At 71.5% G+C, this 17647-nt stretch carries 16 protein-coding genes; 6 read left to right on the top strand and 10 right to left on the bottom strand.

Features of this window, described 5'->3' with window-relative positions; genetic code table 11:
• Positions 1-138 precede the first annotated feature (138 nt).
• Entirely contained in the window at positions 139-927 is a 789-nt protein-coding gene (locus tag ACZ7L0_RS30810; protein ID WP_471245793.1) for an intradiol ring-cleavage dioxygenase, read from the top strand.
• Positions 928-1004: 77 nt separating this feature from the next.
• Here ACZ7L0_RS30810 and ACZ7L0_RS30805 read toward each other — a convergent pair whose 3' ends face one another.
• Positions 1005-1655, bottom strand: a complete 651-nt coding sequence (locus ACZ7L0_RS30805; RefSeq protein WP_471245792.1) for a DUF4360 domain-containing protein — start codon at positions 1653-1655, stop codon at positions 1005-1007.
• Positions 1656-1823: 168 nt separating this feature from the next.
• Positions 1824-2282: an RrF2 family transcriptional regulator gene (locus ACZ7L0_RS30800; protein WP_471245791.1), complete on the bottom strand. Its 459-nt coding sequence runs from the start codon at positions 2280-2282 to the stop codon at positions 1824-1826.
• A 73-nt stretch (positions 2283-2355) separates the two neighbouring features.
• Between ACZ7L0_RS30800 and ACZ7L0_RS30795 the strand changes: the two genes are divergently transcribed.
• On the top strand, positions 2356-5322 hold the full coding sequence (locus tag ACZ7L0_RS30795; protein WP_471245790.1) for a beta-galactosidase: 2967 nt from the start codon (positions 2356-2358) through the stop codon (positions 5320-5322).
• A gap of 12 nt (positions 5323-5334) precedes the next feature.
• Here ACZ7L0_RS30795 and arfA read toward each other — a convergent pair whose 3' ends face one another.
• The 5 genes from arfA to ACZ7L0_RS30770 are packed head-to-tail and all read right to left on the bottom strand — an operon-like array spanning position 5335 to position 10988.
• Entirely contained in the window at positions 5335-6855 is a 1521-nt protein-coding gene (gene arfA, locus ACZ7L0_RS30790) for an arabinosylfuranosidase ArfA (protein WP_471245789.1), read from the bottom strand.
• 22 nt (positions 6856-6877) lie between these two features.
• A complete protein-coding gene (locus ACZ7L0_RS30785) occupies positions 6878-7843 on the bottom strand; it encodes an arabinan endo-1,5-alpha-L-arabinosidase (RefSeq protein WP_471245788.1) in 966 nt (321 codons plus the stop codon).
• A gap of 9 nt (positions 7844-7852) precedes the next feature.
• Complete coding sequence (locus ACZ7L0_RS30780; RefSeq protein ID WP_471245787.1) at positions 7853-8689, bottom strand: carbohydrate ABC transporter permease; 837 nt, start codon at positions 8687-8689, stop codon at positions 7853-7855.
• Entirely contained in the window at positions 8686-9633 is a 948-nt protein-coding gene (locus ACZ7L0_RS30775; protein WP_471245786.1) for a carbohydrate ABC transporter permease, read from the bottom strand. Before ACZ7L0_RS30775 ends, ACZ7L0_RS30780 begins: the two co-directional genes overlap by 4 nt.
• Positions 9630-10988, bottom strand: a complete 1359-nt coding sequence (locus tag ACZ7L0_RS30770) for an extracellular solute-binding protein (RefSeq protein ID WP_471245785.1) — start codon at positions 10986-10988, stop codon at positions 9630-9632. Before ACZ7L0_RS30770 ends, ACZ7L0_RS30775 begins: the two co-directional genes overlap by 4 nt.
• A gap of 214 nt (positions 10989-11202) precedes the next feature.
• On the opposite strand from ACZ7L0_RS30770, the gene ACZ7L0_RS30765 reads away from it, so the two are divergent.
• Genes ACZ7L0_RS30765 through ACZ7L0_RS30755 form a run of 3 tightly spaced genes read left to right on the top strand, consistent with a single transcriptional unit; the run spans position 11203 to position 14406 of the window.
• Positions 11203-11778 carry a toxin-antitoxin system, toxin component family protein gene (locus ACZ7L0_RS30765; protein ID WP_471245784.1) on the top strand — a complete coding sequence of 192 codons (576 nt, stop codon included), beginning with the start codon at positions 11203-11205 and terminating at the stop codon, positions 11776-11778.
• Entirely contained in the window at positions 11775-13004 is a 1230-nt protein-coding gene (locus ACZ7L0_RS30760) for an MAB_1171c family putative transporter (RefSeq protein ID WP_471245783.1), read from the top strand. Before ACZ7L0_RS30765 ends, ACZ7L0_RS30760 begins: the two co-directional genes overlap by 4 nt.
• Positions 12997-14406, top strand: coding sequence for a pyridine nucleotide-disulfide oxidoreductase (locus tag ACZ7L0_RS30755; RefSeq protein ID WP_471245782.1), 1410 nt, complete (start codon positions 12997-12999; stop codon positions 14404-14406). Before ACZ7L0_RS30760 ends, ACZ7L0_RS30755 begins: the two co-directional genes overlap by 8 nt.
• Before the next feature lie 10 nt (positions 14407-14416).
• On the opposite strand, the gene ACZ7L0_RS30750 is transcribed toward ACZ7L0_RS30755, so the two are convergent.
• Together ACZ7L0_RS30750 and ACZ7L0_RS30745 are read right to left on the bottom strand one after the other, a co-directional pair.
• Positions 14417-15262 carry an SMP-30/gluconolactonase/LRE family protein gene (locus tag ACZ7L0_RS30750; RefSeq protein WP_471245781.1) on the bottom strand — a complete coding sequence of 282 codons (846 nt, stop codon included), beginning with the start codon at positions 15260-15262 and terminating at the stop codon, positions 14417-14419.
• Positions 15259-16032, bottom strand: coding sequence for an IclR family transcriptional regulator (locus ACZ7L0_RS30745; protein ID WP_471245780.1), 774 nt, complete (start codon positions 16030-16032; stop codon positions 15259-15261). Before ACZ7L0_RS30745 ends, ACZ7L0_RS30750 begins: the two co-directional genes overlap by 4 nt.
• A 132-nt stretch (positions 16033-16164) precedes the next feature.
• Between ACZ7L0_RS30745 and ACZ7L0_RS30740 the strand changes: the two genes are divergently transcribed.
• On the top strand, positions 16165-16722 hold the full coding sequence (locus tag ACZ7L0_RS30740; protein ID WP_471245779.1) for a hypothetical protein: 558 nt from the start codon (positions 16165-16167) through the stop codon (positions 16720-16722).
• On the opposite strand, the gene ACZ7L0_RS30735 is transcribed toward ACZ7L0_RS30740, so the two are convergent.
• Entirely contained in the window at positions 16712-17593 is an 882-nt protein-coding gene (locus ACZ7L0_RS30735) for an ATP-grasp domain-containing protein (RefSeq protein WP_471245778.1), read from the bottom strand. The two genes, ACZ7L0_RS30740 and ACZ7L0_RS30735, sit on opposite strands and share 11 nt — an antisense overlap.
• Positions 17594-17647: the final 54 nt, after the last annotated feature.

Raw genomic sequence — 17647 nt, 5'->3', positions numbered from 1 at the left:
ACGGTGCTCGCGGTGACCCGAAAGTCTTCGACAGTCGCGGGCGCCCCCGGCCCCCTTGTCCGGCCTCGGCCTTGACGCCCCGCGACTTTGCCCAACTGACAGGGAATCGACAGCATCCCCTCCTACGGTGCCGTGTCCATGACAGACACCCCACACACGCCGGGCACCCCGGACACCCCCACCGCCCACTCGGTCAGGCGCCGGACCGTACTGATCGCCACCGGCACCACGGCAGCCGCGCTGGCCGTGGGAGCCGCCTCCACGCAGACCGAACGGACCGCGCAGACACCGGACACCGCGCCGGTCGCCGCCGCGGCGGTCTGCAGCCTCACGAAGGAGATGACCGAAGGCCCCTACTACCTCGACGGAGCGCTCGTCCGCACCGACATCACCGAAGGCAAGGCGGGCGTCCCGCTCAAGCTCGCGCTGACCGTCGTCAACTCCGCCTGCACCCCCATCAGCAACGCCCTGGTGGAGATCTGGCACGCCGACGCGCTCGGCGAGTACTCCGGCTACGTCGGCAGCAACGGCCACAGCGAACCCGACGACGGCACCTTCCTGCGCGGCGGCGTGCTCACCAACTCCAGCGGGGTCGCCAGCATCACGACCATCTACCCGGGCTGGTACCGGGGCCGCTGCATCCACATCCACGTCAAGGTGCACACGGGCGTCACACTGACCTCCGACGGTTCGTTCACCGGAGGCAAGACCGTCCACACCGGTCAGCTGTTCTTCAACGAGACGATCACGACGGCGGTCGCCAAGGTCTCGCCGTACTCGACCAACACGGTCACCCGCACCACCCTCTCCCAGGACTCCATCTACGACGGCGGAGGCGCCGCGTCCGGCCTCCTCGCCCTCACCGCCCTGGGCAGTTCGGCCTCCTCCGGCTACAGCGGGACCCTCGCCCTGGGTGTCTCCGGCTGACAGCCCCCGCACACCGGCCCCGGCCCGCCCGGCCGTACCGGGCGAGCCGGGGTCGTCTCACGCGGGGACCCGGGCCGTCAGGAGCCCGGACACGTCTTCCACGCCATGTGGTACACCGTGCTGATGTCGCCGTCCGTCGAGTCCATGGTCATGAAGCTGACCTTGCCCGGCGCGGTGCTCCCCGCGTTCACCCGGAGCTCGGTGTTGATGTTGAAGTTGCGCAGCACCCCGCACGGAGCCCAGACCAGCTGGGCCCAGTCGGTGGTGTCGGTGGCCTGCCAGTCGTCGTTGTAGGGGCCGCTGAAGGGGTGGGTCTTGGACGCGGTGTTCGAGGAGCCCTGGAAGTAGTACGAGGCCTTCTGCGTGGCGCTCGCGCCGGACTGGAGCGAGGCGAAGCCGCGGTAGTCGGCGCTGGCGATGGCGTACGTGAACCCTTGCGGGACGTGGACGATCAGGTTGAGCTGGCAGTTCTTGCGGAACGCCGTCGGGTCGGAGTTGCCGCCGGCCTGAGCGAGGTAGTCGCTGTAGGTCACCGTGAAGGCCGTGTTGTCCGGGGAGACGGCGACCGCGGCCGTGCCCTGGGGGCAGCCGGAGCCGTTCACCGTGGCGACATCGATGACGATCTTGTCCGGGGGCGGGTCGGTGACCACGGGGGACGAGGGGTGCGCGGGTAGTGCCGTGGTCACGAGCGCGGCGATCGCGCCGCTCAGGAGCAGGCCACCAGGCATGGTTCTCCCATCCGGTTCAGTGGGGGGTGAGACGCCGAGGCCTTTGAAGGATCTGTGTGAAACCTGTGAAGGCCGGAGGCGTTCGCATCGTAGGAAGCCGCAGGCGAGCCGGTCAGGGCGAACTCAGGCCATTCACAACCGCGGATTTCACAGCCCCCCGGCCGACCCTCAGGGGTTCTCCCACGCCGCCGGCTCGGCCGCCAGCTCCCGCACCGCGTCCGGCAGGGCGCCCGCCGCGAGGTCGGCGACCGTGACGCCCTCCAGGATGCGGCGGACGTTGGCGCGCAGGGCGATCCAGAGGGGCAGGAGGGGCTGCGCGGTGCCCGTGTAGGCCAGTCCGGTGGGCCGCTCGCCCCGGACCGACACGATCGGACCGTCCACCGCCCGGATCACGTCCGCCACGGTGATGTCCGACGCCTCCCGCGCCAGCCGGTAGCCACCGCCTCCGCCACGCCTGCTGTCGACGATCCCGGCGCGCCGCAGATCCCCCAGGATCCCCTCCAGGAACTTGTGCGGAATATCCTGTACGGCGGCGATTTCCTCCGCCTTCACCGGGCCGCCACCCTGCCGTACGGCGAGCTCCAGTGCCGCCCGTACCGCGTAATCCGCCCGTGCCGAGATCCTCATGCGTCCATTGTGGGGCGTGGCTCCATGGAGAATGGCCGGAACCGCGCCCCGTAAGATCGCCCGGGAGGGTCCCTTGGCGCTCAGCAGACGTACCTTCAGTGCCCTCGCCGGCTCCGCCGCGCTCGGGCTCGCCCTGGGCGGCAGCGGCGGCCCCGGGGCGCCCTCGGCGTACGCGGCGCGCAGCGTGCCGACCGGCCCGCCGCCCGCGCCGCCGAGCGCGGACGGGGAGCGTCACACGGTCGGGCACGACCACTACTCGCTCGTCGTCGACGGCCGGCGGCTGGTGCTGTGGTCGGGCGAGATGCACCCCTTCCGGCTGCCCAGCCCGTCGCTGTGGCGGGACGTGCTGCAGAAGATGCGGGCGCACGGCTACAACGCGGTCAGTGTCTATGTGGCGTGGAACTACCATTCGCCTGCTCCGGGGACCTACGACTTCACGGGCGTCCGCGACCTGGACCTGTTCCTGCGCATGGCCACCGAGACCGGGCTGTACGTGATCCTGCGCCCGGGGCCGTACATCAACGCCGAGATCGACGGCGGCGGCTTCCCCGGCTGGCTGACGGCGACGAAGGGCACGGCACGGACCGACGACCCGACCTATCTCGGGCACGTCGACGAGTGGCTGACCGCCGTGAACCGGATCGCCCGCCGGCACCTGTTCACCCGGGGCACCGGCACGGTCCTGCTCTACCAGATCGAGAACGAGTACGACTCCCACGTCGACGAGGCGGCCGGCCGCACCTACATGTCCCACCTGTACCGGAAGGTGCGGGCGGACGGCATCGACGTACCCCTCTTCCACAACGACAAGGGGCGCAACGGGTACTGGATCCCCGGCTCCTTCGACACCGGTGGCGAGAAGGGGGAGTGGCTGTACGGCTTCGACGGGTATCCGTCGCCGTCCCAGGTGCCGCCGGACTGGGGGCACTTCGGAGTCGGTGGGCTCAAGGGCGGGGCCACCGCCAGCCCGCGTACGCCCGGGTTCGTGCCCGAGTTCGGGGGCGGGTGGTTCGATCCGTGGGGCGGGGCCTGGTTCGACGGCAAGGGGTACGCCGAGTCGCGGCGCACCCGGGACGCGGCGTACGAGCGGCGCTTCTACCTCACCAACCTGGCCAACGGCATCACGCTGCACAACGTCTACATGACCTTCGGCGGCACCTCGTGGGGCTGGCTGCCCGCGCCGGTGGTGTACACGTCGTACGACTACGGGGCCGCCCTCGACGAGGGCCGGAACGTCACCGACAAGATCGTGCCGATGCACCAGCTCGGGCATCTGCTGCAGCGCGTACCGGACTTCGCCAAGCTGGACCGGGCGGCGGACGTGAAGGCGGCCGGGCTGAAGGTGTACCACCTCACGAACCCGGACACCGGCGCCCATGTGTACGTGGCCCGCAACGACGGAGCCGAAGAGGTCACCTCCGCCCTGCCGACCGACGCGGGCGAGGTGAAGGTCACCGTGCCCGCCAGGGACGCCCGGCTGCTGACGACGGGGCTCTCCCTCGGGCACCGGACGCTGAAGTACTCCACCGCCCAGCCCATGATGTGCCTGACCGCCGGGCGGCAGGACATCGCCGTCTTCACGGGCCGGCACGGCGAGATGGCCCACCTGGTCCTGGAGTGCCCGAGTGAGCCGTACGTGACCCGGCTGGACGCGGAGGCGGGCTGGTCGTACGACCGGGGCGAACTGCATGTGACGGTGCCCCTCGGCCTCGGCGGGCTGACCCGGGTGCTGGTGGAGCGCGGGGAGAGCGACACGCCGCTGCTGCTGCTCTTCGCCGACGAGGCGACCTCGGTGCGCCTGTTCCCGTACGACACCCCGTCCGGCACCCTGCTGGTCTACGGCCCGGCGCTGCTGCGCCACGCCGAGCTGCGCGGCTCCGAGGTCCGCCTCACCGGCGACACCGTCCAGGAGACCGGCCTGGAGGTGTGGGGCCCGCGCGGGATCGAGAGCGTGGTGTGGAACGGGCGGCCGGTGACCACGCGGCTGGCGCTGTCCGGGAGCCTGGTCGCCCAGGGGCTGCTGCCGGGGGTGCCCGGGGTGCGGCTGCCGGAGCTGGGCGGCTGGCGGACGCGGACGGAGAACCCCGAGGCGGGGCCCATGTTCGACGACTCCCGGTGGAAGGCCGCCGACAGGACCTCGTCGTTCAGCACCACGCCGGTACCGGAGGGGCAGCCGGTCCTCTTCGCCGACGACTACGGCTTCCACTACGGCGACGTCTGGTACCGGGGTACGTTCACGGACTCCACCGGCGTCGAGGAGGTCTCGCTCGCCTACAGCACCGGCACGCAGGGCCTGCTGATGGCGTGGCTGGACGGCGAGCCGCTGGGCACGCACCGCATGCCGGTGCCGGACAAGCAGACCGTCCGGCAGGGCAGTTGGGCGGACACGGCGGTCTTCCCGGTACGGGAGCCGCGGCGCGGGCCGGGCCGGCATGTGCTGTCCGTCCTCGTGCGGCGGATGCAGCACGACCAGGACGGCAAGGCGCTGGACACCCACAAGGTGGCGCGCGGGCTGACGGCGGTCACCTTCAAGGGCGGTTCGCCGAAGGTGAGCTGGCGGTTGCAGGGCGAGGCGGCGCCCGATCCGGTGCGCGGGCCGCAGAACAACGGCGGGCTGTACGGGGAGCGGGAGGGCTGGCACCTGCCCGGCTTCGCCGACCGGGACTGGAAGCCGGTGGACTTCCCGCTGGCCGAGCGGCGGCAGGGCGTGACCTGGTACCGGACCACGTTCAAGCTGGCGGTCCCCGACGGCATCGACGCCTCGGTGGGTCTGACCCTGGAGGACGACCCGTACCGGGCCTACCGGATCCAGCTGTTCCTCAACGGCTGGAACATGGGCCAGTACATCAACAACGTGGGCCCGCAGCACACCTTCGTCCTGCCGAACGGCATCCTGCGCACCCGGGGCACCAACACCCTGGCCCTGGCCGTCCTGTCCGAGTTCACCTCGGAGTCGGGCCCGGGGAAGGTGCGGCTGGCGCTGCTGGGCGGCGCGGCCGGAGGAGTACCGGTGACACCGGTGGCCTCCCCCGGCCGCTGAGGCCCGCGCGGCCTACGCGAGCCGGATCACGTTCCAGGACAGCGGCTCCAGTACGGCGGTGAGCCTGCCGTCCTCCAGGGCGGTGCCCTCGGCCGGGTGCGGGGCGACCCGCTCGGGAGCGTCGAGCGTGTTGCGGGCGTCGGGGTCGGCGTCCGCGAGCACGCTGTGCTCGACGACCGAGGTCAGGTCGAGGCCGTTCAGGGCGACTTCGAGGGGCAGGGCCCGGGTGCGGTCGCGGTTGACGGCGAAGACGGTGACCGTGCCGTCGTCGGCGCGGACGGCGGTGGCGTGCAGCAGGTCGGTCTCGCCGTACTTCTGCGTCGCGTAGGTCGGTGAGTCCACCCGGACGTCCAGGACCCGCCCGCGGCCGTACTTCGAGGCCTGCGCGAACGGGAAGAACGTGGTCTGCCGCCAGGCCGGGCCGCCCGGCTCGGTCATGATCGGGGCGATGACGTTGACCAGCTGGGCGAGGTTGGCGACGGTGACGCGGTCGGCGTGCCGGAGCAGGGCGATGAGGAGCGAGCCGAAGACGACCGCGTCCAGCACGCTGTAGTTGTCCTCCAGCAGGCGGGGAGCCTGAGGCCAGTCCCGCTGGTCGATGGTGCGGGCGTACTCCTCCCAGCGGGAGAGGTACCAGACGTTCCACTCGTCGAAGGAGAGGTTGATCCTCTTCTTGGACTTCAGGCGGGCGCCGACGTGGTCGCAGGTGGCGACCACGTTCTCGATGAAGGACTCCATGTCGACGGCGGAGGCGAGGAAGGAGTCCACGTCGCCGTCGTGCGGCTCGTAGTAGGCGTGCAGGGAGACGTAGTCGACCAGGTCGTACGTCTCCTTCAGGACCGTCGCCTCCCACTCGGCGAAGGTGGGCATGGACTGGCTGGAGGAGCCGCAGGCGACCAGTTCGACGTGCGGGTCGATCTGGCGCATGGCGCGGGCGGTCTCGGCGGCGATGCGGCCGTACTCCTCGGCCGTCTTGTGGCCGGTCTGCCAGGGGCCGTCCATCTCGTTGCCCAGGCACCAGAGCCTGATGCCGAAGGGGTCCTTGTCGCCGTGGGCGATCCGCCGCTCGGAGAGCGCGGTCCCGGCGGGGTGGTTGGCGTACTCCTGCAGTTCGAGGGCTTCGGCCACGCCCCGGGTGCCGAGGTTGACGGCCATCATGGGCTCGGCCTGCGGGCCGATCTTCCTGAGGAACGCGATGTACTCGGAGAGCCCGAAGTGGTTGGTCTCGGTCGAGTGCCAGGCCAGGTCCAGCCGGCGGGGGCGGTCCTCGACCGGGCCCACCGAGTCCTCCCACTTGTAGCCGGAGACGAAGTTGCCCCCCGGGTAGCGGACGGCGGTGACGCCGAGTTCGCGGACCAGGTCGAGGACGTCGGTCCGCAGGCCCGCCTCGTCGGCCGAGGGGTGGTCCGGCTCGAAGACGCCCGTGTAGACGCAGCGGCCGAGGTGTTCGACGAAGGATCCGAAGAGACGGGGGTTGACCTCGCCGACGGTGAAGGCGGGGTCGAGGGTGAAGCGGGCGGTGCGCTTGCTCATGGGGTCCTTTCGGAAAACGGTGCTACTTGAGGGTGGGCCAGCCGGCACGCGTCCAGCTCAGCCTGTTCAGGCCCAGCTTGGGCGTGCCGTCGTCGTCGGCGTCGTAGTAGTGGTACGCCAGCCAGTCCGTGCCGCGGGCGCGGAACACCGACTCGCCGCCGGGGCCGACGTAGCGGCCGTGGGAGGCGAGGAGCAGGTCGCCGCCGCCGTCCAGCAGGGGTGTGCCGGTGCTGTCCACGTAAGGACCCGTGATCGACGTCGAACGGCCCACCCGGATCTTGTACGTGGAGTTCACCCCGGCGCAGCAGGCGTCGTAGGAGGCGAAGAGGTAGTAGTGGCGGCCGTGCTTGAGGACGTACGCGCCCTCGACGGCGTACGGGGCGTCCGGGCGGGTCGCCAGGTGGTGGACCGTGGCTCCCGGGACGGCCTTGCCGGTCCGGCGGTCCAGTTCGACCATGCGGATGCCGGTCCAGTACGAGCCGAACGCCATCCACAGCCTGCCGTCGGCGCGGATCACGGCCGGGTCGATGGCGTTCCAGGCGTCGGTGGTCTCGGAGGTGAGGACCTTGCCCCGGTCGGTCCAGGTGCCGGGCATCCCGGTCCGGGAGGTGGCGACGCCGATCGCGGAGTGGTTGGTGCCCCAGGAGGAGACGGCGTAGTAGAGCCAGTAGCGGCCGTCGCGGTAGGAGAGGTCGGGGGCCCAGGGGTCGCCGGTGGAGTTGTACTCGTACCACCAGCCGGGCGGGGTGGGGAAGGCGTTGCCGGCGTCGTCCCAGTGGACGCGGTCCTTCGAGGTGCGGGCCCCGATGACTCCGCCCGTCGAGTAGGCCACGTAGCTTCCGGACCTGAGCCGGATGACCGTGGGGTCGTGGATGATCTGCAGGCCGGTGATGGGCTGGGGGTCGGGGTAGGTGACGTCGGCCTGGGCCGTGCTCGGAAGGAGGGCCACGACGGCCGCGGTGAGCAGGGTCGCGAGTCTGCGGCGCACGGGGGCTCCTTACTGCCCCGCTAGACCGGTGTGGGCCACACCCCGCACGATCTGGCTCTGGAAGAAGACGAACACGATGATCAGCGGCAGGCCCGCGATCAGGCCGCCGGCCATGAGCTGGGGCCAGACGATGCCGAAGGCGTTCTGCACGGTGGCGATGCCGTTGGGCATGGTCATCAGGTCGGGGTTGTTGGTCACCATGTACGGCCACAGGAAGTTGTTCCAGGACGCGATGAAGGTGAAGATGCCGACCGCCGACAGGGACGGTTTGGACAGGGGCAGGACGATGGTGAAGAAGATCCGCCAGCGGCCCGCGCCGTCGATGAAGGCGGCCTCCTCCAGCTCGCGCGGCAGGGACTGGAAGAACTTGTAGAGGATGTAGACCATTGCGGCGGGGGCGCACTGCGGCAGGATCATGCCCCAGTAGGTGTCGACCATGCCGAGCGACTGCACGGTGGTGAACAGCGGGACGCCGAGGATCGCAGGGGAGAACATCAGGCCCGCCATGGTCAGGGCCATCAGCGCCCGCTTGCCGCGGAACTCGGTGCGTGCGAAGCCGTAGCCGGCGAGGGCGCTGACGAGGAGCACGACGAAGGTCACGCAGACGGAGACGACCACCGAGTTCACGAACCAGTTGGGGATGTTGCCCGCCTGGAAGACCTTCCGCCAGGCGTCGAACGTGATGTGGTCGGGGATCCAGTGGGGCGAGGCGACCGACTCGGTCGGTGACTTCAGGGACGTGGACAGAGCCCAGGCAAGCGGCGCGAGCCAGACGAGCGAGAGGCCCGCCGCCACGGCTGTGAGGGCGATCTGGCCCGGGGTCCATCGTGTGGAGCGCCTGGTCATCGGGCGGCCTCCTCACGGTTGCGCAGCAGCCACATCCGGCCCAGGGCGACCACGGCGATGATCAGGAACAGGACGAAGGAGATCGCGGAGGCGTAGCCCACGCGGTAGCTGGTGAAGCCCTGTTCGAGGGTGTACTGGACGAAGGTGCGGGTTGCTTCCTCCGGTCCCGAGTTGAAGTCGTACATGACCACGACCTGGTCGAAGACCTGGAGGGAGGCAAGGATCTGCAGGGCGAAGACGAGCCCGGTGATGTTGCGCAGGTTGGGCACGGTGATGTGGAGCATGCGCTGCAGGGCGTTCGCACCGTCCAGTTCGGCCGCCTCGTAGAGGTGTTGCGGGATGTTCTGCAGCGCGGCGAGGTAGAGCAGGAAGCTGAAGCCGACCGTCCACCACAGGGTGGCGATGACGACGGCGAGCATGGCCGTGGACTTCTGGGTGAGCCAGGGGGTGTCCAGGCCGAGGACGTGGTTGACCATGCCGTTGGTGGGCTGGAACAGCCACTTCCACAGGTTGGCGACGACGGCCGACGGCAGCAGGAACGGAGCGAAGAAAGTCAGCCGCCACAGCCACTTGAAGTGCACGGTGTGGTGGGCGATCAGCGCCATCAGCAGGGCCACCACGACGATCATCGGGACGACCCACAGGGTGAACTTGACGCTGTGCCAGAGCGAGGACCAGACGAGGTCGTCCCCCAGTGCCTCGCGGTAGTTGGCGAGGCCGACGAAGTTGGCGTGGTCGCCGGAGATGTTGGCGTCGGTGAAGCTGAGGTAGAGGCCGCGGACGACAGGCAGGATCACGAACAGCCCGTAGAGCAGGAAGAACGGGGCGACGAACCAGCCGCCGTGCTGGAAGCGGCGGCTCCAGCGGGCCCGGGCCGTGTCGGCGGCGGTGGCAGCGCGGGGTCGTGGCAGGGCGGGGGCGACCGTGGTGGTCGTACTGCTCATGCGCCGGTTCCCTTCAGCTCCTGGGCGGCGGTGCGGCCGTCCATCGGGTTCTTCATGGCGAGCAGTTGCTCCAGCGCGGACCTCATACGGCGGGCGGCGGCGTCCGGCCTCGTGGAGCCGAGGTTGGAGGAGGCGACGATGGGGCCGACGCGCTGGGCGAGGATGCCGGTGGAGCCCGCGAACCAGATGTGGGGTTCGGTGGCCGGGTGCTCCATGGCGGGCTGGGAGTACTCGTTCTGCGGGCTGAGTTCGAGGTAGGCGGGGTCCTTGAAGGTGGGCAGGTAGGCGGGGACGTGGCCGCCGGCCGCCCAGGTGGTGGCGTGGGTGACCATGTAGGCGGCGAGCTGGTAGGCGCCTTCGTCGGCGGCGCCGCGGCGACCCGCCTGATGGGGCAGGATGAAGGAGTGGGACTCGGCGTGGGTGGCCGGCCTGCCGAACACCGGGGGCAGCGGCTGGGCGCCGAAGTCGACCTTCTCACCGTTGAAGTACGGCACCGACCAGTTGCCCTCCCAGGTGAAGGGCGATCCGGCGAGGAAGGCCTCGCCGTCGGTCGCGCCGACGGTGACGTAGCCGTCGGTGACGTGCTTGCGGAAGAACTCCAGGACCTCGGTGGCCTTGCCGGTGTCGAAGGTGACCTCGGTCTGGGCGTCGTTGAAATAGGTGCCGCCGAGCTGCTGGTAGAAGGCGACGAAGAACCACCAGCAGAAGTTCTGGTCGTTGGCGTGCAGGCCGAGGGTCTGCTGCCCGTTCTTCAGCTGCCTCTTCGCCGACTTGAGGATGTCGAACCACTCGTCGGTGGAGGTGGCGGCGGGGAGCCTGCCGTCGGCGTCGAGCAGACCCGCCTTCTCGCACACGTCCTTGCGGTAGAAGCAGAGCTGGACGTGGATGTCGAGGGGCAGCGCGTAGAGCTCGCCGTCGACGATGCCGCGCTGCCACAGCACCGGGTTGAAGTCGGACTCCCGGACCCCGTACCTGGCGAGGAGGTCGACGTCCCAGGGGTCGAGGAGGCGGCCGGGTGCGAAGCCCGGGACGCGGCCCTGGTGCATGACGGCGAGGTCGGGGGCGCGGTTGCCGGCCGCGGCCATGGCGAGCTTGGTGTAGTAGGGGCCGCCCCAGGTCAGGGTGGAGTCCTTGACGGCGATGTCCGGGTGCGACGCGCGGAAGGCGTCCACCATCGCGACCTGGTTGGAGCCGTCGCCGCCCTGGAAGAGGTTCCAGTACCGCACCCGGGTGCGGGCGCCGGAGGCGAGGGCGTCGGCGCCCGTGCCGAGGGCCGCGAAGCCGAAGCTGCCCGCGACCGCCAGTCCGCCCGCGGCGGCGAGAAGTTGCCTGCGGTTCAGGCCAGGTTGTCCCATACCCCGCCCTAACTGTTCGATATACCGAATGATGCACGTAACTTCGAACGGGACCGTAAAATCGAAGCGCTTCCGCGTCAATGGGTAGGACAGGACTTCACAGGGGACTTTCGATCGTTCACGGCTGAACCACGGTCGCCCGAGCGCATGACGCGGACACATCCCGACGCGTAATCTCGGACAAGCCGTCGTCCGGCGGTGAGAAGGGGGAGCGATGGACATCGCGGGCGCGCTCCGGCGCATTCGGCCCGGTTCGGCGATGCGCGGCCTCGCCGCCGACCTCGCCCGCGCGGTCCGCGCGAGACCCCAGGCCCCCTCCGGCGTACGGGAGTTGTGCCGGGCCCTGTGCGAGGAGATGAGCGCCCGGCGCGACGGGCGGCCCGTCGAGCTGCGCTTCGAACGCTTCCCCGACGAGATCGAGGTCACCGGCCTGTGGGTGGAGTTCCAGGACTTCGACCTGGTCATCGTGGAGGAGCGGGCCGAGGCGGTACAGCAACTGGTCATCCTCGGCCACGAGTTGTGGCACCTGCACGCCGGTCACCGCCACCACCACCAGGTGGGCGCCGCGGCGGCCCGCGCCCTGGCCGACGCACCCGGCTGGCGTGACCTCGCCCTGACGGTCGCCGCGCGCAACGGCTCCCGGGAGGCCGACGAGGCCGAGGCCGACGACTTCGGGCACCGGCTGGCCACCGTCTTCCGGCCCTACGTCTCCGGTGACGGCCCCGACGCCCCGCTCGACCCGGTCCAGCGGACCCTGGGCTACCGAGGCCGCGGAGGAACGGCCCGGTGACCTTACTGGCGCTCGACCCCTCCGCACTCCTCGGCGAGTTCTACATCTCCTTCTGGATCCCCACCGCGGTGCTCACCGCCGCCCTGGTGATCAAGCTGCCCACCATCATCCGGCTGTGGCGGGACCCCCTGCTGCGCGCGGTCGGCGGACTGCTGCTGCTCGCCTGCGCGGTGTTCGTGTTCTGCACACCGTCGACGATCGCCCGGGTCAACCGGCTGACCGGCGTACCGAACGTCTCGGCGCCCTGGTGCTACTCGCTGATCACCGCGTTCTGCGGCTCCTGCCTGCTGCTGATCATCGCCTGGCGCAACGGGCTGTCCGACCGCTCGGCGACGACGCGCCGCGCGATGGGCTGGGTCGTCGCCGCCTACTCGGGGGTGATCGTCGCGCTGTGGGTGCTCTTCGCGCTCGCCGACGCGCCCGTGGAGCGGCTGCGGGACCTCGACACGTACTACGCCAACACCCCGTTCATGCGCGAGGAGATCCTGCTCTACCTCGTCGCGCACGCCGTGGCCTGCGTGATCACGTCCAGGCTGATCTGGAACTGGGCGCGCAGCGACGGCCTCGACGCCTGGCTGCGCTGGGGACTGAAGTCGCTCGGCGCCGGCTATGTGCTGAACCTGGTCTTCGACAGCTCCAAGCTCGTCGCCGTCGCCACCCGCTGGACCGGGCGGGACCTGGACTGGCTGAGCACCGACCTGGCACCGCCCGTGGCCGCCCTGTCCGCCATCCTGATCGCGATCGGCTTCATCCTGCCGCACGCCGGCCAGTACCTGCACGACCGCTGGCGGGTCCGGCTCGCCCACCGCGAACTGCGCCCGCTGTACCAGCTGATGCGGAGCGTCAGCGGCGAGAGCGTGCCGTTCGTGCTGCGCGCCACGCCCGAGCTGCGGCTGACCCGGCGCGAGACGTTCATCCGGGACGTGCTGCTGCCGCTGGCCCGGCGCACCGACCAGGAACTGAGCAGGCGGTCGTACGAGGCCGCGCTCGCCCTCGGCCACCCGCCGGAGCGGGCCGGGGCGCTGGCCGCCGCGGTGGTCGTGCTGGACGCCGTCGAGGCCCGCGGCCGTACGCCCGAGCCGCCGGAGACGGCCGACTCCCCCGACACGACGAACCTGCTCCAGGAGATCGGGGCCGTCTCCCGAGCCCTCCGCCACCCCGACGACATCGAGGCGGTGCGCGCGCGTGCGACCGCCCCAGCAGAGAGCGTGCCCGTACATGAGTGACCGCGAGTCCACCGCCGTCGTCCTCGGCGGCTCCCTGGCCGGCCTGCTCGCCGCCCGCGCGCTGGCCGGCTTCGCCGACCGGGTGGTCGTCGTGGAGCGGGACGCGCTGCCGGACGGGCCCGCTCCGCGCAAGGGGCTGCCGCAGGCCCGGCACGTGCACCAGTTGTGGTCGGGCGGGGCGCGGGCGCTGGAGCGGCTGGTGCCCGGCCTGATCGGCCGGATGCGGGCGACCGGGGCGGGGCGGCTCGCTGTGACCACGGACATGGTGGCGCTGTCGCCGTACGGCTGGTACCGGCGCTGGGCCGAGTCCACGTTCATGCTGCCGTCCAGCCGGGACCTGCTGGACGCCGTGGTCCGGGCCGAGGTGCTCGCCGACGAGCGGATCGAGCTGATGGAGCGGACCGAGGCGCTCGGGCTCGCCGGGACGGCCGCGGCGGTGAGCGGGGTGCGGATCCGGGCGCACGACGAACCCGACGGGGCCGGGCGGACCCTGGCGGCCGATCTGGTCGTCGACGCCACCGGACGCGGCTCCCGCACCCCTGGATGGCTGACCGGCCTCGGGCTGCCCGCACCCGAGCCGCGCGAGGTCAACTCCGGTATCGCGTACGCCAGTCGGCTCTACCGCGCGCCGGACGCCGCGCGGGACGGCTTCCCGGTGGTCAATGTGCAGGCGGACCCGCGCGGTGGCCGTCCCGGGCGCGGCGGGGTGCTGATGCCCGTCGAGGACGGCAAGTGGATCGTCACCCTGTTCGGCAGCCGGGGCGCGGAACCGTCCGCCGAGGCCGGGGACTTCGTCCGGTACGCCCGCGAGGAGCTGCGGCATCCGGTGATCGGCGAACTGATCGCGGGCGCGGAGCCGCTGGGCGACGTCGCCTTCACCCGGGCCACGGCGAACCGGCGGTACTTCTACGAGCGGATGCCCGCCTGGCCGGAGAACCTCGTGGTCCTCGGCGACGCGGTGTGCGCGCTGAACCCGGTGTACGGGCACGGGATGTCGGTCGCGGCCCAAGGGGCGCTGGCCATGCGTGAGGTGATCGGCCGTCAGGGCTGGGGTTCCCCGGGGCTGTCCCGGCACGTCCAGAAGGGGGTCGGCCGGCCCGTCCGCGCCGCCTGGGACCTCGCCATCGGCGCGGACGTCTTCTACCCCGGCGCCACGGAGACCGGGCCCACCCTGCGGGAACGCCTGACGGCGGCGTACGTGGGGCGCCTGCTGCACACCGCGACCGGCAACGGCCGCATCGCCCGCCGGGTGACGGACGTGACGGCGCTGGAACGGGGAGCGGAGGCGTTGATGGCGCCGAGCGTTCTCCTGGCAGCGGCGGTGGGCCCGCTGAAGCCGTCACTGGCGGGACCACCGCTGACCGCGGAGGAGCGGAAGGCGGCGGGCCTGGAACCCGCCTGAGCAACCCCGTTCAGCCCGCGAACGCCGGTTGCGGCAGCCCCTTCCCCACCCCGGGCACCACCAGCACCGACCCGGACACCGGATGCGGCGCCCCCAGCCCCGTACGGGCCGTCGTGATGTACAGGTCGGTCAGGTCGGCACCCCCGAAGGCACAGGCGGTCGTACGCGGCGCCGGCACCGCGATCACGCGGTCCAGTTCACCGCCGGGGGTGTACCTCCGTACCGCCCCGCCGTCCCACAGCGCCACCCACACACACCCGTCGGCATCCACCGTCAACCCGTCGGGGAAACCCGCGCCCTCCTCGACCTGCGCCAACGGCCGCCGATTCAACACCCGTTCCCCGTCGAAGTCGAAGACGTCCACCCGCCGCGTGGGCGAGTCGATGTAGTACATCAGGCGGCCGTCCGGACTCCACCCCGTACCGTTGCTCACCGCCACGTCCGGCAGCACGGTGGTCACCGCGCCGTCCCCGGTCACCCGGGCGAGCGTGCCGCCCCCGGCCGCCTCGTCGTAGCGCATGGTCCCGGCCCAGAGGGAGCCGTCGGGCGCGATCGCCGCGTCGTTGGCGCGGCGGCCGGGCACCGGCTCGTGGTGGAGCCAGCGGAAGGCTCCGTCGGGGTCCAGCAGGCCGACGCCGTCGCGGAGGTTGAGGACCAGACCGCCGTCCGCTCGGGGCTTGGCGGCGCCGACGTGCTGCGGTGCCGTACGGACCGTGCGCACACCCGACGACGGGTCGTAGGTGTGCACCCGGGACTGGAGGATGTCTATCCAGACCAGGCGGCCGGTGGCCGCGTCCCAGGTCGGCCCCTCGCCGAGCTCGGCCTCGGCCCGTACCGCGACCTCGTACGCCGTCATGCCACGCCCCGGTGACCGAGCCGCTCCGACAGCTCCGCCGCGCCCTTGGCCGCGAGCTGCTCCAGCTCCTCCCGGCGCTCCTCGCTCCAGCGGATCATGGGCACGGAGATGGACAGGGCGGCGACCACCTGCCCGGTGCGGTCGCGCACCGGCGCGGCCACGCAGGACACGTCCGGGTTGGACTCGCGGTTCTCCACCGCGATCCCCCGCTGCCTGATCCCGGCGAGGACCTCGCGCAGGGCGACCGGATCGGTGATGCTGTTGGGGGTCATCCCGGCCAGCTCGGTGCCGTCCGGGATCCGCGCGGTCAGCTCCGGCTCGGGCAGCGAGGCCAGCAGCATCTTGCCGACCGAGGTGCAGTGGGCGGGCAGGCGGCGGCCGGCCGCCGACACCATGCGCACCGCGTGCGTGGAGTCGACCTTGGCGATGTAGATGACGTCCGTGTCCTCGAGAATCGCCACGTGGACGGTCTCGTCGCAGGTCTCGGCGACCGACCGGGCGACCTGCTGGCCCTCGGCCGCGAGGTCGAGCTGCTCGGCGTAGCGGCTGCCGAGCTGGTACGGGCGCACGCCGAGCCGGTAGCGTCCGGGCTGGCCGGTCACGGGGACGATGTACTGCCGGGCGGCGAGGGTGGTGACCAGTTCGTGCACGGTGGTGCGCGGCAGCTGCAGTTTGCGCACTATGTCGGGGGCGGAGAGCGTCCCGTCCCCGTCGAGGAAGAGCTCCAGAATGTCGAGAGCCCGGGTCACGGCAGGTACGAGGCGTCCCATGTCCGGCCCCCTCCCTTGGGTCTAAGCGCCTGCGTTCGAGATTTCAACAGACGATCGGCATGACGAACACAGGCTAGTCATGGAGAGTTGCCTGGGCAATGGGCCTGACCGGTACGCGGCACCATGGGTCCCATGCATCTCGACTTCCAGCTGGTGCTGCTGCGCCGCATGGCCGACCACAATCCGGACCTGGTGGAGGACGCCCGCCGGGAGCTGGGCGTGTCGGTCGCGGAGATGCGGGAGGCCAACAAGCGGTGGCAGGCGATGGCCCGCTCGCCGCGGTCCCGCCCGGCGGCCTCGCGTTATCGCTCGGTCCTCGGCCCCCCGCAGTACGAGGGCAGGCGAACCATCGGCGACCTGGAGTGCCGGGTCTGGCAGTGGCCGCTCCCCCTCTGGCCGGACCTCCGCTTCGAGGTGCTGGTCTCGCCCGAGGGCACCGCCTGGAACGAGTGGCTGGTCCGCGCCCCCGGAGCCGAGGCCCCCGCCCTGCGGACCGTCGAGGACCTCGCCCCCTGGTCCTGCACGGTCGACGAGGCGGCCCGCGCCTTCGCCCCCGCCCGCCCCCTGGAGGGGACCGCCCCCACCCGGTGGGGCCTGGCCTTCACGGCGCCCGACGCGCGGGGCGTGCCACGGAAGGTGGTCGCCGAGTTCACCTGGGGGCTGCTGCAGCGGACGGCGGTCAGCGAGTAGCGGCCCGCCGGATCGCCGCCACCACCGCGTCCACCGACCCCGGGTGCAGAAAGAGGAACAGGTTCGGCTCGACCAGTTCCAGCTCCATCACACAGGGCTCCCCGTCCTGCCCGTCGACCAGGTCGACGCGCGCGTACAGCAGCTCCGCCGCCTCCGGTACGGCGGCCAACGCGCGCTCGGCGACGGAGAGTTCGGCCGGGGTCGGCGTCCACTGCTCCAGGTCGGGGTGGGCCACCTTGTCCGCGTCGTACGCCGTGCCCGGCGCCAGCACCGCCCGCTTGCGGCTGGCGTGCAGCAGCCGGCCGCCGAAGAACTGCAGCGCCCGCTCACCGCTGACGTCGATGTTCGTCAGATACGGCTGCACCATCGCGGTCAGCCCCTCCGCGTGCATCCGCGCGAGCTGCCGTACGGCCGTCTCCCGCTCGGCGGGCGTGTACCGGGCGGCGAACCGGGCGCCCGCGCCGAAGGTGGGCTTGACGACGAAGTCGTGGCCGGCCGGGAGGCCGGCCACGGTCACGGCGTCGCCGGGCGCGAGGTACCGGGTCGGGACCACGGGCACGTCCGCCGCCGCGAGGTCGCCCAGGTAGCGCTTGTCGGTGTTCCAGCGCACGACGCCGACCGGGTTGGCCAGCCGCGTCACCTTCGCGCACCGCTCGGCCCAGGCCACGAACTCCGCCGGGCGCCAGCTGTAGTCCCAGGTCGAACGGATGACGACCAGGTCGAAGCCCGCCCAGTCGGTGGCCGGGTCGTCCCAGGGCACGGCGACGGCGTCCGACCCGGCCGCGCGCAGCGCCCGTACCAGCACCGGGAGGTCGCTGTCCTTGCTCGGCTCCGCTCCGGGGTCGTAGGTGGCGAGGGCGATGCGGGGCACGGTGGGCTCCTCCGGGACGTCGGGCGGTCGGCTCGCAGGCTAACAACCGCCCCG

The sequence above is a fragment of the Streptomyces sp. NPDC039424 genome, assembly GCF_055639495.1.
This window is presented reverse-complemented; position numbering and strand designations above follow the sequence as displayed.